Raw genomic sequence first — 18,440 nt, 5'->3', positions numbered from 1 at the left:
CGCGCATAGTAAGATGTTGCATAGCGTAACTATACAATACCTTATTCTCTATTTTCTGTATAATGATTAATTTGAGTTTGATGAAATTAGTTAAAAAAAATATTTTAAAACACTTTTTTAACAATTAATATTATTCCAAACAAATATTAATATATTAAATATTAAGCATTTCTGTACTAAATGCAAATTGTATAAGTTTTAGATAAAAACACTTAATTTTAACACTATCAACAAAAAGCCCCGCCAATTGGCGGGGCTTTTTGTTTACCATATTTTAACTCGTTGATCCGGTTCAATGTACATACCATCGCCTTTTTCAATATCAAATGCTTTATAAAAAGCATCAACATTTTGTAAAGGAACATACGCTCTGTACATTCCGGGAGAGTGAGGGTCTGTCTTTACCTGATTTTTAATTGCTTCATCTCTCATCTTGGTTCTCCATATAGTAGCCCAGGAAATAAAGAAACGCTGCTCTGGTGTATAACCATCTATTAACCCCGGGTTTCCGTGCTCTTTTAAATATAACTGCAGTCCGTCATAAGCTGCATTTACACCACCAAGGTCACCAATGTTTTCACCAAGTGTAAACTTACCATCTACATATATGCCCGGCAAGGGCTGTAACGCGCTGTATTGGTCCGCAAGGGCGCCACCAAGACCTGTAAACTTCTCTAAATCTTCATCACTCCACCAGTTTACAAGGTTACCGTTAGCATCATAACGTGACCCTGAATCATCAAAACCATGTGATATTTCGTGACCGATAACAGCCCCTATACCACCGTAGTTTACAGCTTCATCTGCTTTATAATCGTAAAATGGTGGCTGTAATATACCTGCAGGAAATACAATTTCGTTATACGATGGGTTAAAGTATGCATTTACTATCTGCGGAGCCATGTGCCACTCGCTCTTGTCTACGGGCTTGTGTATTTTGTTTATATCCTTCTCAAAGTTAAAGCGGGCAATATTTTTCATATTATCGAAAAGTGTTCCGCCGGCTTCAGGGCTTTTTATAGTCAGTTTCGTGTAATCTTTCCACTCATCAGGATAACCAATTTTTACTTTTAGGTTACGCAGTTTTCTAATGGCATTTTCGCGTGTTGCAGGAGCCATCCAAGGCAATCTTTTAATTCTGTTTTCAAAAGCAAGCATTACGTTTGCAATCATGCTCTCCGCTTTTGCTTTTGCCTCAGCAGGAAATTTTTTCTCTACATATAATTTACCTAAAGCCTCTCCTATTGTACCGTTTACGGTATGCAACGCATTAATATCTCTATTTTCTTCTTGTAATGCTCCACGAAGTGTTTTGCTGTAAAACTCCCAGTTAGCTGTCTCAATATCTGTACTAAGTTGGCTGGTAGAAGCATTAATTAATGTCCAGTTCATGTAATCCTTCCACTTCTGTACATCACCTTCTTCAAGCATTGCGTTTAACGCTTTTATATATTTAGGCTGGGTTACAATAATCTGGTTTACTCCTTTAACGCCTAATGCTGAAAAATACTTTTCCCAGTTAATTGCAGGTGCAAGTTTTTGCAGCTCAGCAATAGTCATTGGGTTATATGTATTTCTGCTGTCACGGCGCTCTACTCTTGTTAGCCTTGGCTCTGCCATTGCTGTTTCAAACTCAAGTACATTAGCTGCTGCTTTTCCGGCTTGTTTAGGCTTATAACCTATATATTGAAGCATTCTTGCTACATGCTCCACATATTTTTCACGCTTTTCTTTAGAGTCCTCATCATCAGAAACGTAATAATCCCTGTCAGGTAAACCTAACCTGCCTACTCCTAAATAAACGGCATTTTTATTACTGTCTTTTTCATCGGCACCTACACCCATACCAAAAAAGCCAAGACCGCCTTCCGGCTCCATTGCTATAAGTAGTGTTTCTAAATCTTTTACATTTTTTACATTGTTTATTTTAGCTATATATGGCTTTAAAGGAGCAATTCCTTCTCTGTTTCTGGCAACTGTATCCATAATAGAACGGTACAGGCTTGCTGCCTTACCTTGGTCTGAATTAGGATTCAGTTTTTTATCTTTAGCTGCTTCTTTAAGAATTTTAAGAGCATCTTGATTTGTATTCTCTCTCAATTCATCAAAGCTACCCCATCTGGTTTTATCGCTTGGTATTTCTGCTTTATCAATCCAAGTACCATTTACATAACGAAAAAAATCATCCGCAGGGTCTACTGATTTATCCATATAGGAAAGATTAATTCCGTGCGTTTCCTGCGTTTTTTCTTTAATCTGAGCCGTACAGACCATAGTTCCTATAGCCAACGCTGCTGCTGTTAAGTTGAGTTTTTTATTTAGTTTCATATAGTTATAATTTAACCGCAATTTTACAAATGTATAAAGTTATCAGAAAAAGCCGTGCCAAAAGTATAAAAACTCGATTTTGTGCTTTTTACTAAGGTCTTAAAACCATTAAATCTTCTGCAAAATAGGCTTTGCTTTCGTAATTTTGCAAAAATATACTTGTACTATGCTTTCATTCTTTAAAAAATATAAAATGTTCTTTATAGTAATGGCTGTACTTTCAGCTGTTATACTATACTTGTTTTACGGTGCTTTAAAACCAAAAAAAACATTAACTATATATAGCCCTGCTGATGTAAACCCGGAACTGGTAGACACTACCGTTCAGCACATATCGCGCCACCATACAATAGCCGATTTTGCTTTTGTAAACCAAAATGGCGATACTATAACTCAGGAGGATTATAAAGGCAAAATTTATGTGGCCGATTTCTTTTTTACTACCTGTCCAACTATTTGCCCTATTATGACTAAAAACATGGTGTGGCTGCAAGACAAAATAAAAGACAACCCAAAAGTAATGCTGTTATCGCATTCGGTAACTCCTGATATTGACAGTGTCCCTGTACTTAAAGCTTATGCTGAAAAAAAGGGGGTTATAGACAGTAAGTGGAACTTGGTTACAGGGGATAAAAAAGATATTTATTATATAGCCCGAAAATCGTATTTGGCAGTAAAAACCAGTACTTCTGACGAGTTATATGATATGGTACATACCGAAAACTTTATACTGGTAGACAGCGAAGGGCGAATAAGAGGTTTTTATAACGGTACCAACCTTGATAAAGAGGTTGAAGGTGAAAAAAACATGCAACAGTTACTGGAAGACATTAACTGGTTATCTCAGCAGGAAAACGAGTAAATTTTTACCTGTTTTTGTTACCTTTGTATTTATAATTATTCTCAATAAATATTGAAAACTACACTCGCCACCCTAAGGAAAGGGCAAAAAGCTATAATTACCGCACTTAATGTAGACGCTATTCCGCTCAAGTTACTTGAAATGGGATGTCTGCCCGGTAATCCTGTTGAGCTTATACAAGTAGCTCCGTTTGGCGACCCAATATACATTAATGTAAATGACAGCCATGTTGCCATAAGAACAGAAACTGCTATTGAAATTGATGTAGAAATAATAAGCGACTGACTTTAATGGCTAACCGAAATATAAAAATTGCTTTAATTGGTAACCCCAATACCGGAAAAACCTCCGTTTTCAATCAACTAACAGGACTTAACCAGCAGGTAGGTAACTACCCCGGGATTACTGTAGAAAGAAAACAAGGTATAGCGCGGTTACCGGACAACATTAAAGGAACTATTATAGATTTACCCGGTACTTACAGCCTAAATGCCAGCTCTATGGATGAAAATGTGGTTATAGAGCTGTTACTAAACCGCAATGATAAAGATTTCCCCGATGTAGCGGTAGTAGTTACTGATATTGAGAACTTAAAACGAAACCTGCTTTTATTTACCCAAATTAAAGATTTAGAGATACCCACCATATTAGTCATTAACATGGCAGACCGTATGGAAAAAAAAGGTATTTCGGTAGATATTCCTTATCTGGAAAAAGAGTTCAATACAAAAATAGCGCTGGTAAGTTCCAGAAAAGGCACAGGTATACATCAGCTAAAAAAACTTATTGTAGATTTTGAAACACTTTCTACAGAACCGTGCCTTAATGCATCATCTATAGACCCTGAATATTTCGGTAATTTAAGAGAAAAGTTTCCAAACCAGTTACTATACAAACTCTGGCTGGTAATTACACAAGATGTAAACTTTGGTAAACTGGAGCGTAACGAACTTAATAATAGTTCGTTTACAAAATCAGAATCAGAGCTTAAACGACTACAACAAAAAGAAACTATAAAGAGGTATCAGTTTATTAATAAAGTACTGCGGGACGGACTAAAGGTTGACACCTCTAAAGCCACTGATTTCAGAACAAGACTGGATACTATATTAACGCATAAAGTATTCGGTTACCTTATTTTCTTTGCCATTTTAATGCTTATTTTCCAATCCATATTCGCATGGTCCAGCATACCAATGGATATGATTGATGAAGGTTTTACATGGCTAAGCGGATACGTATCTGAAAACATGCCCCCGGGAAAACTTACAGAGTTAATAGCCGAAGGTATTATACCGGGCATAGGCGGTGTAGTAATATTTATACCGCAAATTGCCTTTTTATTCCTGTTTATATCCATACTGGAAGAAAGCGGTTATATGAGTCGCGTAGTGTTCCTTATGGACCATATAATGAAACGCTTCGGGTTAAGTGGCAAAAGCGTTGTACCGCTTATATCGGGTACTGCATGTGCCATACCCGCTATTATGGCAACCCGAAACATTGAAAACTGGCGCGAAAGGCTTATAACTATATTGGTTACACCTTTTACTACCTGTTCGGCAAGGTTACCGGTATATACCATATTAATATCGTTAATTATACCAAACCGTATGGTGCTGGGTATTTTTAACCTGCAAGGGTTAACACTTATGCTGCTATATCTTATTGGTTTCGGTAGTGCTATTATTTCGGCAATACTGCTTAATAAAATACTGAAAGTAAGCCGTAAAACATTTTTTGTTGCAGAAATGCCGAGCTACAAAATACCGTTAGGACGAAATGTAGTTATTACGGTAGTAGAAAAAACAAAGGCTTTCGTGTTTGGTGCAGGTAAAATAATACTTGCCATATCTATAATAATATGGTTTTTAGGGTCACACAGCCCTAATGAAGAGTATAACAGGGCTGAAGAAATTATTACCCAAAACCCTGAAAACAGGAACCTGCCTGAAAAAGAAATTAAGCAAAAAATAGCCTCTTTTCAATTAGAACACTCGTACATAGGTATAATGGGTAAAAGCATAGAGCCTGCTATTGAACCACTGGGTTATGACTGGAAAATAGGTATTGCAATAGTGTCATCATTCGCGGCGCGTGAAGTTTTTGTAGGTACACTTGCCACTATTTACACCATAGGCAATGTAGAAGATGAAGCGACTATTAAAGAACGTATGAAACAGGAAGTGGACCCTGATACCGGCAAAAAAATATTTAATTTTGCTACAGGTATATCATTATTACTTTTTTATGCGTTTGCTATGCAGTGTATGAGTACATTGGCAATTACAAGAAAGGAAACAAATTCCTGGAAATGGCCTATGATACAGCTCTTCACCATGAGTGCTTTTGCTTATGTGGTTTCATTAATAACGTATCAGCTGCTAAAATAATTACTATGGACTTTCAAAGTATTATTACATATGTACTGTTAGGTTTAGCAGTAGGATTTCTTATTAAAAAATACTTCTTTAAAAAGAAGAAGAAAAAGAATGACTGCGGTAATGATGACTGCGGATGTCATTAAATAATAGAGCATAATAAGCGACAAGTGAGTATCTTAAATTATCCTAAGGCAACATCAAGTGTCATCATTACTATAAAACCGGCAATAAAACCCAATGTAGCAATATCAGTGTTTTTATCCTGTTGTGTCTCGGGTATTACTTCCTCAACCACAACAAATATCATTGCTCCTGCGGCAAAAGCCAAAGCATAAGGAAGTATTGGTGTAAAAAATGCTACTGCAAAAGCACCGAGCACCCCTGCAATCGGCTCTACTAATGCTGATGCCTGACCATACATAAAGCTTTTACGACGCGTCATACCCATACGGCGTAACGGCATAGACACCGCAATCCCCTCAGGGAAGTTTTGTATACCAATACCTATTGCAAGCGTTAATGCCCCCGCTATAGAAGCTTCGGGTATACCTGCGGCTACACCACCAAACAATACGCCTATAGCAAGCCCTTCGGGAATATTATGCAGGGTTATAGCCAACGTTAGTAATGTGGTACGTTGCCAAGGTGTTTTTATACCTTCTTTTTCACTTTCTTTAAAGTTTATATGTAAGTGAGGGAGTGCCTTGTCCAGCCCAAATAAAAATAAAGCGCCAAGCATAAAGCCTACAGCAGCCGGTATTACCTTGGTAAAACCTTCTCCTTTACTCATTTCTATAGCCGGCGATAATAAACTCCAATAGCTGGCAGCAACCATTACCCCCCCTGTAAAACCAAGCATACCGTCCAGCACTACTCTGTTCATTGTTTTAAAAAGAAACACTGCTGATGCTCCCAAAGCAGTAAGTCCCCACGTAAATAATGTAGCATATAATGCTGCTAAAATAGGGTCTATCGACTCAAAATAAGTTACTATATTTTCAAACATCTATTATAGTATTTTTACAAACAGGTTAGCGGCTATTTTATTGGAAACCGTTATGGGTTTACCGTTTACCTGTATAGTAAGCGAGAGGTCAAAATCTTCTTTACTTATAACTTCCATACCGGAGCCTAAAGCAATTTGTTGTTTATCTAAATATTGTAAAAAGGCAGAAGAACTATCCTTTACCCCTACACATATTACTTTTTTACCTGCAGGTATTTCCGAAAGTAATTTTTTATCAACCTTCTTTATATTTCCTTCACTGTCGGGTATAGGGTCCCCATGAGGGTCTTCAGTAGGAAAATCAAGAAACTCTTCCAGTTTATTTGTAAGTTTCTCTGATTTTATGTGTTCTAATTGTTCTGCTATATCATGCACTTCATCCCACGAAAAGTCGAGCTTTTCAAGTAAAAAAACCTCCCAAAGCCTGTGTTTGCGCACAATCATTAAAGCCTTAAACCTACCCTCATCAGTAAGCGAAACCCCTTGGTATTTTTTATAGCGCACCAAGCCTTTATCAGCCAGTTTTTTTACCATATCGGTTACCGATGATGGTTTACTTTCCATTTGGTTGGCTATGGCATTTGTGGCAATACCTTTACCGGAATTGTTAGACAGATGGTATATTATTTTAAGGTAGTTTTCTTCTGAATAAGTCATTTATAACTAAAAATTTACAAGCAAATATAATGCATATTTAGTTATGGTAAAAATATTTTTAGAGTCCCCTAAAATTAAGTTAGTTAAATGCAATTGTTATTTCTTATTTTTGAGACTACATAACTCCTAAATGAAACACTACCACTATATTTTTTCAGGTTCAGGGCTCGCTGCTTTAATGACGGTTTATCGTATGGTACTTTCGGGTAAGTTTACTGATAAAAGCATCTTATTAATTGACCCCTCCAAAAAAGAAAAAAATGACCGTACCTGGTGTTTTTGGGAAGAAGGCACAGGAGAATGGGACAGGATTGTTTCTAAAAAATGGGATAAGGCTTTATTTGCTGATAACAGCTTTAACAAAGAGATGCAGATAGCACCATATAGTTATAAAATGATAAAAGGAGCGGATTTTTATAACAAAGTTTTAGATATTTTAAAAAAGCAAAAAAACATAACTTTTAGTTACCAAAGAGTAGTTGATTTTAAAGACAGTGGTAATTTAGTAATCGTTAAGAGTGAAACAGAAAGTTACACTTGCAACAAACTGTTTAACAGCATTTACACTCCTGAGTTACCCTTACAAAGTAAGTACCCTTTATTGCAACAGCACTTTACAGGCTGGTTTGTAAAAACCAAGCAAGCTGTTTTCAATAAAGACGTATGCACTTTTATGGATTTCAGCGTACTGCAAAAAGGCAATACCCGATTTATGTATGTATTACCTACTTCAGGAACTGAAGCATTGGTGGAATATACTTTATTCTCACCTTCGCTATTACCCAAACAAGAGTATGAAGAAGCTATAAAGGACTATTTATTAAAACTAGGTGTAACCGATTATGAAATAATTGAGAAAGAAAGTGGTAGTATACCTATGACAGTATATCCGTTTTGGGAAAATAACACCCGCAATAGTATAAACATCGGCTCTGCCGGCGGGTGGACAAAAGCCAGCACAGGGTACACTTTTAAAAACACCTGTAAACTATCGCAACAATTAATAGAATTTCTCCAAAAAGAAAATGACTTTACTAAATTCCACAGTAAAAATCGTTTCTGGTTTTACGATATGTTACTGCTTGATATTCTTTACCGAAACAATGAAAAAGGCAGCGCTATTTTTGCCTCTATGTTCCGTAAAGCAAGCCCGCAGCTTATATTTAAGTTTTTAGACGAAGAAACAACGCTAAACGAAGACCTTAAAGTAATTTTAAGCTGCCCGAAACGTACCTTTATAAAAGCTTTTTTCAGGAGTTTTAGCAGGCTGTAAACAGCCTGAGCAACTTCTTTATTCTTTATAACTGTAGTATTTTTTAGAACAGTTTTTCTTCGTAACTTTGTGAGCTCAATCTCATTAATACAGATAAACTATGTATCCAGAAGAATTAGTAAAACCAATGCGTGCTGAGCTTTCAGAAGCTGGTTTTGAAGAATTATATACAGCCGATGCCGTAAAAGAAGCACTTGGCAAAAAAGGAACAACGCTTGTAGTAGTAAACTCAGTATGTGGGTGTGCTGCCAGAAATGCAAGACCGGGCGCTAAAATGAGCCTTGAAAACGCTAAAAAACCGGACAGCCTTATTACTGTTTTTGCAGGTGTTGATAAAGAAGCGGTAGATACTGCACGTGAGCTAATGTTCCCATTCCCGCCGTCATCACCAAGTATGGCTTTATTTAAAGATGGTGAATTAGTACACATGCTGGAGCGTCATCACATTGAAGGTCGTCCTGCTGAAATGATTTCAGAAAACCTTAAAGGTGCTTATGACGAATTTTGCTAAAAAGCAAAAACCATAAAAATAACATAAACCTCGCCCTAAAGCGAGGTTTTTTTATTATCTTAGTAAATACACCGCTTTTAATAGTATGCAGGCATATTAAATAGTTTTAGTATCTTATAAAAAGATAGTACTTTTACGGGAATTTTTGAGAATCATATATGGAAAAGATACTATCGTATCCTATATCTGTAGTATATTACATCTTTTTTCTGCTTACTCTGGTTGTATTTCACCCTGTTCAGTGGGTTTGCCTTAACCTTTTTGGATATCAGGCACATAAAAAATCTGTAGATATACTTAACTGGTGTCTTGTACGATGCACTCACATATTGGGGACTACGTACAAAGTTGAGGGGGTAAAAAAAGTACCTAAAGGTGTACCCCTTATTATTGTGGCAAACCACCAAAGCATGAACGACATACCGCCTATCATCTGGTTTATGCGTAAATTTCATCCTAAATTCATAAGTAAGAAAGAATTGGGGAAAGGCATACCCAGTGTTTCTTATAACTTAAGACACAGTGGCGCAGCACTTATCGACAGGAAAGACCCTAAACAAGCCTTGCCTGCTATTAAAGAACTAGCGCAATATATAGAAAAGAATAATCGTTCTGCCGTGATATTCCCCGAAGGAACACGCAGTAAAACAGGTGCTCCGAAGAAGTTTTCGGAAAACGGGCTGAAAATATTATGCAAATTTGCACCTTCTGCATACATAGTGCCCGTTAGTATAAATAACTCATGGAAGCTGTTTAAGTTTGGGCAGTTCCCATTAGGATTAGGCAACCATCTGACTTTTAATATACAAGAACCTTTTGCAATTAAAGGTATTCCTTTTGATGAAATAATGGAAAGGACTGAAAACGAAGTAAAACAAGGAATTAAATATTAAAATATGTCTATAAAAAACATTAGGCTGGAAGTAATGCAGTTATTAGAAAAAAGCGTTGACAGCTTTGTTGATAACTACCTTATTCCGGTAGAAAAAATATGGCAACCAACAGATCTGCTTCCTGATTCTCAAAGCGAGACTTTTCAGGAAGACCTAACAGAACTGCGCGAAATTGCCAAAGATCTCCCATATGACTTTTGGGTAACACTGGTAGGCGATACCATTACGGAAGAAGCCTTACCAACCTACGAATCTTGGTTAATGGATGTAGAAGGTGTAAATCAGGTGGAAGAAGGCGGTAATGGTTGGGCTAAATGGGTACGCCAGTGGACAGGTGAAGAAAACCGCCATGGTGATGTACTAAACAAGTACCTATACCTTTCGGGACGTGTGGATATGCGTGAAGTAGAGATTACTACGCACCACCTTATTAACGATGGTTTTGATATAGGTACAGGTCGCGACCCGTATAAAAACTTTGTGTACACCAGCTTCCAGGAGTTGGCAACCTATGTTTCGCATAACAGAGTAGCACAAATGGCTAAGCAATTTGGCGATAAAAAGCTGGCGAAAATGTGTAAGATGATAGCGGGCGACGAAATGCGTCACCATATGGCTTACAGTGAATTTGTAAACCAGATTTTTAAGGTAGACCCTAGTGAAATGATGAAGGCTTTCCAGTACATGATGAAGCTGAAAATTACCATGCCGGCACACTTCCTTAGAGAATCAGGTGAGAAAATGGGTGATGCTTTTGAGAAGTTCTCTGACTCTGCACAGCGTATTGGTATTTATACTGCTATGGACTACATTGACATTTTGAAAAAGCTGATTGATAAATGGCAGATTGACAAAATAACCGGACTTACCGAGGAAGCTGAAAAAGCAAGAGATTTCCTTATGAGGTTACCGGACAGAATGACAAGAATATCTGAAAGGATTGTAATACCGGATGACCCTTATACTTTTAAATGGGTAAAACCGGCATTAATAAAATAAAAAAATAAAGCTGCTCAATCGAGTGGCTTTTTTTATTCCTTTTAATTCGTCTGCCGTATATTTGTTTTTACTAAATTTTAAATATGAATTACTTTTTAAAAGTATGGCTCACCACTCTGCTTGTATCTCCCTTTATCATATTTATATCTCTAAGTATTATAGATAACAATAACTGGTTGGATATTGAGCAAACAGGTCCTTTAGCGTTCCTGTTTATACTCGCGGGAATAATATTCTCTTTGCCATCAATAGGTTTATTTTACTTATTGGGAAGAAAGCTTCAACAACATAACATAAACAATAAATCAATTAAAATTACTTTGAGCATATATGCAGTTATATCAATATTTGTAACCTTTTCACTTTTAGGTGATGCTTTTACAACTGTTTATAATAAAGATTTTGTTTTTCCTTTATCATATAGTATAATAATGGCAATTTCGATATTTCTTTTTAACCTAAATTTTAACGACCACAAAACCTCTTACATAAATAAAAATGAGTAACCCTGCCCTTATCCATAAAACTATAAACTTTGTAAAACAACAACTTGAAAATGCTGAAGGAGGACATGACTGGTTTCATATTGAAAGGGTTTACAATAACGCTATGAAAATAGCCGAAACAGAAAACTGTGATTTAGTAATAGTACAACTGGGTGCTTTACTTCATGATATTGCTGATAGTAAATTTCATAATGGCGATGAAACCGTAGGACCTAAAGTTGCTACAACCTTTTTAGAGGGAGAAAACGTTGCAGCAACGGTTATAGACCATGTGGTAAAGATTATAGAAAACATTTCTTTTAAAGGTGGTAATTTTGAAAAAGCATTCAACTCTAAAGAGCTGGAAATAGTACAGGATGCCGACCGCCTTGATGCAATTGGCGCAATAGGTATTGCCCGTACTTTTAATTACGGCGGGTTTAAAAACAGACCTTTATACAACCCTGATATTGAACCAAACCTTAACATGAGTAAGGAGGAGTATAAAAAGAGTAACTCGCCTACTATCAATCATTTTTATGAAAAGTTACTATTACTAAAAGACCGCATGAATACCGAAACAGGTAAAAAATTAGCGCAAGGCAGGCATAATTATATGGTAAACTTCCTTGCTCAGTTTTATGCCGAATGGGAAGGTGAAAAATAAAGTAATACTACTTTTTATTGAGTAGTTCTAAAATTGTTGTATAAACAGGTGCTTTGTTTACTTTAGCCATTAACCAACCCACAAAACTTGTTGTAAAAACATCATGCTCTGCTTCGCTTTCCTGTAGTAGTGTTTGCAGTTGTATTTGGAATGTTTCAGATGTTGCCAGTTCCGGTTTGGCAATGTACTTTTCCACAAATTGCAGGTAGGCTAAAACCCTTTCTTCATTAACCTCAACAAGGTACTTTTTATAGCGCCTTTTAAAACTCTTTATGCGGTAAAGCGCCTGCTCGGTATTATCAAACTCGGCATATAATAATATTTCTACCAGTACTTTTTTAATAGTCCAATCCATACCCATACGTTTTTCATACCAGCTATCCGTATGGGCAAAAGCTCTTATATATTTAAAAGCTGTTTTATCACTATGCTGCAAATAAAAAACTACTAAACAGAACTTTAAATCATTACTATCAACAGGATCTGCGCTCTTTTGCTGCGATAATGCCTTTTTGGCTATTGTAATAGCTGCATCAGCATTACCGGAGTAATGTTCATTTAATGCCCGCAAAAGCGACCACCGTAAAAAGAACCGTTTTTTATATTTTCCGTTTTGCGCCTGCATCTGGATATCCATTTGATTTAAATAATCCATCGAAACACTGAAATTTCGATTCCTGAAATGAATATTAGCTATAAAGTACAGTATGTATATATGATAATATAAATGCCTGCCTGTAAGTTCCTTTTTATTGCTGATAAAGGTTAAACTCCTTTCTATAAATGGGGCAATTAGCCCAAAGTTATTGTTTATAGAAGCATACTCATTAGCTATAAAAAGTATTTGATAAAGTGATTTAAAAGTAAGCACATCATTTAGCGATACCCCAAGCGACTCCATAGTATTTTTTATAACACCTCTAAAATCAACTATTTTACCTTTATGCTGAATTTCGGAAAGTTCTTTACGCAGTATAGCATAGCCTAAATTAAGCTGCTCCTCCCTATGTAGCTTTTCTCTGTTTTGTTTAAACTTTTCTGTTAGGCTTTCAAGCTCCGGTGCTCCTTCTATATGCGCATACTGAATTTGCGTATGGTAAATTTCATTCAGCAGGTTAAACTGCTCTAATGCTGTAGCTTTTACTTCTGCTTTACGCAAACATTTAAAGGCAGTTTTATATAATTTATGTTCTAAAAACAAACGGGCTACTACTATTAACTTTAGCACTTCATGCTCTTCCGATGTATCATTTGCAAAAGCACGGTTTGCCATAAAAGCGATAAGGCTGTCGTAAATTCTTTTACGCAAGGCATGGTAAACATCTGCCGATTTTTTATCCTTATACTTATTTTTTAACCTGTTTATATCATCAGTTTCTAATATTTTAAAGAAATCAATATTGTGAACATCACTTCTTTTATTTTTTCTGTCAAGATACGAAATAAAGGCTTTTTTATCTGATATTGACATTATTGAAACTACCTCATCAATAGCATTCATAGCACTGTAAATTATATACTATAAAAGTAATAAATATAAAATATATCATCAGTTTATTATAAACTATAGTTTTTTTTACTTGCTTTTTAACCTGAGATTTGTCCCTGTAATCTTAAAATCAACTTTATTATGAATCCGCTAAAAACACAGGAAGAAAACGAAACTTCTAAAATCTTTAAAAAAGAAAAAAGTACAAATGTACCTCCGCTTAAACCCAGTAATGCTTTTGTAGGAGCATCGTGGGTAGCACTTTTGGCAGGAATGGTTTCCTATTGTATCGGGCTGTTTAATGCCGATATGGAGCTTAACGAAAAGGGATATTACTTTACTATATTATTGTTTGGCTTGTTCTCGGTAATATCCGTACAAAAAAGTGTACGCGACCGACAAGAAGGACTACCCGTAACCGATATGTATTACGGTATAAGCTGGTTTACAACCCTTGCATCAGTAGTGCTGTTGGTAGTAGGTTTATGGAATGCTACTTTAGCACTAAGTGAAAAGGGCTTTTACGGAATGGCATTTACATTAAGTTTATTTGCTGCTATAGCAGTACAAAAAAACACTCGCGATTTAAAACATTTTGAAAGTACTAACGCTTAGCGGATACCCCGATGCTACAATGCAATATTGCATGTGGTTTCGGGGTTATAGTATTAACCAACAACAATAATTATGGCTTCATCAATTATAAAACAGTTGCCTGAACTTGTAAAAGAGAAGGTAATAACTCCTGATACAGCAAAAGATATTGAACACTATTATGTTACTAAACAGCGTGATAATGGTACAAACCCCTTAGCAATATTTGGCTCTATAGGCGGAATACTAACAGGACTTGGTATAATATTACTATTTGCCCACAACTGGGATAATTTTTCCCGACCTGTAAAAACAGGTATAGCATTACTGCCTTTAATTTTATTCCAGATAAGTACAGGGTATGCTCTGGTAAAAAAGAAAAGTCAGGTATTTAAAGAAATTTCGGGAATACTTTTATGTTTTTCTGTAGGGGCATCTATAGCATTAGTCGCCCAGATATACAACATACCCGGAGATATTGGCAGCTACCTTTTTACCTGGACGTTGCTTTGCATTCCGTTAGTATACTTATTACAATCGAACACTATCGCGGTACTGTCTTTAATTTTAAGCACCTACTATGTTACACAAACAGGCTATGTTACGTTCCAGTCAGGCAGCCCTTGGTTCTATGTAATGTTTATTGCTGCACTTCTGCCATACTACTTAAACTTACTAAAAGTAAAACCAAACCACAACGCTACTAATGTTTTTAACTGGCTCCTACCGTTAAGCTTAATTATAGCTTTTGGCGCTTTTATAGATGGAGTGCAACAACTTACTATTATACTTTACGGCTTGTTGTTGTGTATTATTTACAATATAGGTATGCTACCCATTTTTCGAAGACGATGGTTTTTAAATGGCTACAGCCAACTGGGCGCTTTAGGAATTACAACATTGCTTATTATTAGTTCTTTCCGATTAGTATGGCAGTTCGACATTGCCCAGTCACCTGAAGAAACTGTATATTACATTTTGGCGTTAGCTTTATCTTCAATAAGTGTAGGGCTTAGTTACATAGCACACAAAAACGGAGAAAAGCTCACTGTTTTCAACTTAGCAGCATTAATTTTCCCTTTAATTTATTTTGGTTATTTAGTTGATTATAACATTGCTTTCTGGCTAAGTAATTTAGCTGTACTGGCTGTAGGGGTTGGTTGTATTCAACGAGGTATAAATACTATCGACTTTAAAATACTCAATTTCGGTCTGGTTACTATAACAGTACTTATACTCTGCCGCTTTTTTGATACCCAGATTTCTTTTGCTGTGAGAGGACTTTTATTCCTGGCACTAGGCGTTAGCTTTTTTATAGGCAACTACTTTTTAGCAAAGAAGAAGAAAGAAACACTAAACATTACAAACCATGAAAACTAAACACCTATTTATAGCTTTTATAATCACTGCTATTGCTCAGGCATTTGTACCGCTAAAAATGGTATATGATAGTGAAGTGACCGAAAGAACGGGTACTGTATACAAGTTTAAAACAGCACCTATAGACCCCGAAGACCCTTTTCGTGGTAAATATGTAAGGTTAAATTATGATATGAGTTCTTACCCTACAAACGATACTACTTGGGTATACGGAGAGCCTGTTTATATAACACTAAAAACTGACAAGGAGGGGTTTGCTGATATAGCGAGCATAAGCCACCAAGCACCTGATGACGGAACAGATTACGTGGTTGGAAACTGTCGCTACAGTGCTAAGGACAAAATATTTTTTTCACTGGAGTTTGACCGTTATTACATGGAAGAAAGTAAAGCCCCGGAAGCGGAAACATTCTATCGGTCGTATAACCAAAATGCCGAAAATAAAAAGCCTGCTTATGCATTGGTAGCAGTAAAAGATGGTAATGCTGTTTTAAAAGATGTTATTATAGATGACATACCAATACGTGAATACGTTTTAAAAGAAAGAGATAAACAATAAAAAAAGCCCCAATATTGGGGCTTTTTTATTTATAACACATTGTGTAATTACTTACCTGTAAACTGCGGTTTCTTTTTCTCTAAAAACGCAGTAGTACCTTCTTTAAAATCTTCGGTACCAAATGATTCTCCGAAAGCTTTAATTTCAGCTTCATATCCGTTTACACCATCTTCGTAATTAGCATTTACTGCTTTTATAGCTTTGCTTATCGCCATAGGAGAGTTCTTCATTATTTTCCCTGCTATATCTTTACAAAACTCCAACAGTCCTGTTTGTGACACTACATGATTTACAAGTCCGTATGTTTTAGCTTCTTCAGCATTTATCATACCTGCAGTCATTATCATTTCCATAGCACGCCCTTTGCCTACAAGTTGCGGTAAGCGTTGTGTACCACCATAACCCGGTATAACACCAAGCGAAACTTCAGGAAGTCCCATTCTTGCGTTATCCGACGCTACACGAAAGTGTGCTGCCATGGCAAGCTCTAAACCACCACCCAATGCAAAACCGTTTACGGCTGCAATTACAGGGGTAGAAAGGTTCTGTACAAAATCAAATAACAACTCCTGCCCTTTTGCTGCAAGCTTACCACCTTCTTCTTCCGAAAAATTAGCAAATTCTGATATATCAGCTCCCGCAACAAATGCTTTTTCTCCGCTACCGGTTACAATAATTACTTTTACTGTGCTGTCACTGTCAAAAGCTTTAAAAGCTTCGTGTAGTTCCTGTATAGTAGCTTTGTTTAATGCGTTTAGTTTACTAGGTCTGTTAATGGTAATTAAACCTAATCCGTCGTTAACTTCTGTAAGGATATTTTCAAATGCCATTTTATGTACGTTTATTGTTTTTTTATGTAGTTTGTTGATTGTTATTGTTTTCTGCCAGCGGAAACTCTACTATAAACACCGTTCCTTCACCCTGTTCACTTTCAAAGGTAATCATACCGTTATAATTCTCCACTATATTTTTAATAATAGCTAAACCAAGCCCCATACCACTTGTTTTAGTAGTAAACTTAGGTTCAAAAATACGGCTCTTATTTTCTTCACTTACACCTTTACCATTATCTTTTACGCATATTTTAGCTTTATCGCCTTCTCTGTAAACCCTTACAATTACCTGAGGGTTTGGGTGGTCTTCCGGCATTGCCTGTATAGCATTTTTAACCAAATTGGTTATAATACGTATCAGTTGCGTACGGTCCATATAGATTATAACCTCCGGCTCTTCACTGCTAAAGTTTATATAACCTTCGTTAAATATTTCCAGTGCAAGCCTTATTATCTTAACCATGTTAAGAGTTTCGTTTTGCTGTGCCGGCATAGATGCAAAACTTGAAAAAGCCGAAGCTACCGAAGTCATGGTATCTATTTGTTGGATTAATGTTTTAGAATATTCATCTAGTTTTTTAGTAATCTCAGGGTCATTCGGGTCAAACCTTCGCTGAAAACTTTGTACCGTAAGACGCATTGGCGTTAACGGGTTTTTAATTTCATGTGCCACCTGTTTTGCCATTTCCCTCCATGCCTGCTCGCGCTCGCTTTGTGCCAGTTTTGCAGCACTTTCATCAAGCTCATCCACCATAGTGTTATATGCCTTTACTAACTGGCTTATTTCCTGCGGAGAGTCTTCCTGATCTATTTTTTCATTCGCACTACTTAAACGAATCTCTGTAATTCTTTCACTAATAGTTTTTAATGATTTAGTTATATAACTGGAAAGGAAATAAGCTATAATTACCGAAAGTATAAGCATAAAGGCATACACCTGAGTAAAACGTATCATAAAGTTGTTTATCTCCCTTTCGTAATAACCATCATCCTCAATGTAAGGCAAGCTGAGTATGCCTAATGGTTTAAACTTAGTATCTTTTATATAACTGTATGATGAGCGGTATTTTTTACCGTTTTCACTGGTTTGTAAGTCTATAAAACGCTTTTCGGCAGTAGAGCGAACAAGACGTAATATTTTATCGGGTATTTGCTGACTGATAGTATCTACTGAAAATGCTGATTTAGATGACTTTAATAAATGCCCGTTAAGGTCATAAATATTAATTTCCATCCCATGAATATCTGCCAGTTCATGTATACGTTCACGGAAGATTAATGGTAAATTCTCAGTAGAAAGCGGATAGGTAGTAGTAGCCAGAATGTAATTAATATGCTCCTTTATAGCTTTTTCTTTACGGTCTACCCTGTCCTGATGGTAATCTTTCGCTTCTTTTTTAAACTGATAAATAGATACGGCAGCTATAAGTAAAGAGGCTACAAGTGTAACGAATATCATAGAAACAAATATCCTTACCCTTAATGACCATTTCTTTATCTTAAAACTTTCCTTCATGCAA

General features: G+C 36.3%; 19 protein-coding genes. 13 read left to right on the top strand and 6 right to left on the bottom strand.

Annotated elements, in window-relative coordinates; genetic code table 11:
* Nucleotides 1–264: 264 nt before the first annotated feature.
* On the bottom strand, nucleotides 265–2,328 hold the full coding sequence (locus IEW45_RS09135; protein ID WP_188620941.1) for a M13 family metallopeptidase: 2,064 nt from the start codon (nucleotides 2,326–2,328) through the stop codon (nucleotides 265–267).
* 166 nt (nucleotides 2,329–2,494) lie between these two features.
* Here IEW45_RS09135 and IEW45_RS09130 point away from each other — a divergent pair, with 166 nt between their 5' ends.
* Genes IEW45_RS09130 through IEW45_RS09115 form a run of 4 tightly spaced genes read left to right on the top strand, consistent with a single transcriptional unit; the run spans nucleotide 2,495 to nucleotide 5,717 of the window.
* Nucleotides 2,495–3,190 carry an SCO family protein gene (locus IEW45_RS09130; protein ID WP_188620940.1) on the top strand — a complete coding sequence of 232 codons (696 nt, stop codon included), beginning with the start codon at nucleotides 2,495–2,497 and terminating at the stop codon, nucleotides 3,188–3,190.
* Nucleotides 3,191–3,241: 51 nt separating this feature from the next.
* Nucleotides 3,242–3,475 carry a FeoA family protein gene (locus IEW45_RS09125; protein ID WP_188620939.1) on the top strand — a complete coding sequence of 78 codons (234 nt, stop codon included), beginning with the start codon at nucleotides 3,242–3,244 and terminating at the stop codon, nucleotides 3,473–3,475.
* A 5-nt stretch (nucleotides 3,476–3,480) separates the two neighbouring features.
* Nucleotides 3,481–5,583, top strand: a complete 2,103-nt coding sequence (gene feoB, locus IEW45_RS09120) for a ferrous iron transport protein B (RefSeq protein WP_188620938.1) — start codon at nucleotides 3,481–3,483, stop codon at nucleotides 5,581–5,583.
* Between the two features lie 5 nt (nucleotides 5,584–5,588).
* Nucleotides 5,589–5,717, top strand: a complete 129-nt coding sequence (locus IEW45_RS09115; protein WP_188620937.1) for a FeoB-associated Cys-rich membrane protein — start codon at nucleotides 5,589–5,591, stop codon at nucleotides 5,715–5,717.
* A 38-nt stretch (nucleotides 5,718–5,755) separates the two neighbouring features.
* On the opposite strand, the gene IEW45_RS09110 is transcribed toward IEW45_RS09115, so the two are convergent.
* Together IEW45_RS09110 and IEW45_RS09105 are read right to left on the bottom strand one after the other, a co-directional pair.
* On the bottom strand, nucleotides 5,756–6,580 hold the full coding sequence (locus tag IEW45_RS09110; protein ID WP_188620936.1) for a ZIP family metal transporter: 825 nt from the start codon (nucleotides 6,578–6,580) through the stop codon (nucleotides 5,756–5,758).
* Between the two features lie 3 nt (nucleotides 6,581–6,583).
* Nucleotides 6,584–7,237, bottom strand: a complete 654-nt coding sequence (locus tag IEW45_RS09105) for a metal-dependent transcriptional regulator (protein ID WP_188620935.1) — start codon at nucleotides 7,235–7,237, stop codon at nucleotides 6,584–6,586.
* Between the two features lie 130 nt (nucleotides 7,238–7,367).
* Between IEW45_RS09105 and IEW45_RS09100 the strand changes: the two genes are divergently transcribed.
* The 6 genes from IEW45_RS09100 (at nucleotide 7,368) to IEW45_RS09075 (ending at nucleotide 12,065) form a co-directional block, all read left to right on the top strand.
* Nucleotides 7,368–8,510 (top strand): lycopene cyclase family protein, encoded by a 1,143-nt coding sequence (locus tag IEW45_RS09100; RefSeq protein WP_188620934.1) that lies wholly within the window; start codon nucleotides 7,368–7,370, stop codon nucleotides 8,508–8,510.
* Nucleotides 8,511–8,610: 100 nt separating this feature from the next.
* A complete protein-coding gene (locus IEW45_RS09095) occupies nucleotides 8,611–9,021 on the top strand; it encodes a BrxA/BrxB family bacilliredoxin (RefSeq protein ID WP_188620933.1) in 411 nt (136 codons plus the stop codon).
* A 158-nt stretch (nucleotides 9,022–9,179) separates the two neighbouring features.
* Entirely contained in the window at nucleotides 9,180–9,914 is a 735-nt protein-coding gene (locus tag IEW45_RS09090) for a lysophospholipid acyltransferase family protein (RefSeq protein WP_188620932.1), read from the top strand.
* Between the two features lie 3 nt (nucleotides 9,915–9,917).
* Entirely contained in the window at nucleotides 9,918–10,913 is a 996-nt protein-coding gene (locus tag IEW45_RS09085) for an acyl-ACP desaturase (RefSeq protein WP_188620931.1), read from the top strand.
* 83 nt (nucleotides 10,914–10,996) lie between these two features.
* On the top strand, nucleotides 10,997–11,419 hold the full coding sequence (locus IEW45_RS09080) for a hypothetical protein (protein WP_188620930.1): 423 nt from the start codon (nucleotides 10,997–10,999) through the stop codon (nucleotides 11,417–11,419).
* Nucleotides 11,412–12,065 carry an HD domain-containing protein gene (locus tag IEW45_RS09075; RefSeq protein WP_188620929.1) on the top strand — a complete coding sequence of 218 codons (654 nt, stop codon included), beginning with the start codon at nucleotides 11,412–11,414 and terminating at the stop codon, nucleotides 12,063–12,065. Before IEW45_RS09080 ends, IEW45_RS09075 begins: the two co-directional genes overlap by 8 nt.
* 7 nt (nucleotides 12,066–12,072) lie before the next feature.
* On the opposite strand, the gene IEW45_RS09070 is transcribed toward IEW45_RS09075, so the two are convergent.
* Complete coding sequence (locus IEW45_RS09070; RefSeq protein WP_188620928.1) at nucleotides 12,073–13,566, bottom strand: hypothetical protein; 1,494 nt, start codon at nucleotides 13,564–13,566, stop codon at nucleotides 12,073–12,075.
* A 129-nt stretch (nucleotides 13,567–13,695) separates the two neighbouring features.
* Between IEW45_RS09070 and yiaA the strand changes: the two genes are divergently transcribed.
* From yiaA to IEW45_RS09055, 3 genes are all read left to right on the top strand, one after another.
* Nucleotides 13,696–14,169 carry an inner membrane protein YiaA gene (gene yiaA / locus IEW45_RS09065; protein WP_188620927.1) on the top strand — a complete coding sequence of 158 codons (474 nt, stop codon included), beginning with the start codon at nucleotides 13,696–13,698 and terminating at the stop codon, nucleotides 14,167–14,169.
* A gap of 72 nt (nucleotides 14,170–14,241) precedes the next feature.
* Entirely contained in the window at nucleotides 14,242–15,528 is a 1,287-nt protein-coding gene (locus IEW45_RS09060; RefSeq protein ID WP_188620926.1) for a DUF2157 domain-containing protein, read from the top strand.
* Nucleotides 15,518–16,087: a GDYXXLXY domain-containing protein gene (locus IEW45_RS09055; RefSeq protein ID WP_188620925.1), complete on the top strand. Its 570-nt coding sequence runs from the start codon at nucleotides 15,518–15,520 to the stop codon at nucleotides 16,085–16,087. The genes IEW45_RS09060 and IEW45_RS09055 overlap by 11 nt, the downstream gene beginning before the upstream one ends.
* A 47-nt stretch (nucleotides 16,088–16,134) precedes the next feature.
* Here IEW45_RS09055 and IEW45_RS09050 read toward each other — a convergent pair whose 3' ends face one another.
* Nucleotides 16,135–16,917 carry an enoyl-CoA hydratase/isomerase family protein gene (locus IEW45_RS09050; protein WP_188620924.1) on the bottom strand — a complete coding sequence of 261 codons (783 nt, stop codon included), beginning with the start codon at nucleotides 16,915–16,917 and terminating at the stop codon, nucleotides 16,135–16,137.
* Between the two features lie 22 nt (nucleotides 16,918–16,939).
* A complete protein-coding gene (locus tag IEW45_RS09045; protein ID WP_188620923.1) occupies nucleotides 16,940–18,436 on the bottom strand; it encodes a sensor histidine kinase in 1,497 nt (498 codons plus the stop codon).
* Between the last annotated feature and the right edge of the window lie 4 nt (nucleotides 18,437–18,440).

It is taken from the genome of Flavobacterium suaedae (assembly GCF_014642915.1).
In the GTDB taxonomy this organism is placed as follows: domain Bacteria; phylum Bacteroidota; class Bacteroidia; order Flavobacteriales; family Flavobacteriaceae; genus Flavobacterium; species Flavobacterium suaedae.
Note: the sequence above shows the minus strand (reverse complement) of the source record. Positions and strands in the feature narration are given on the sequence as shown.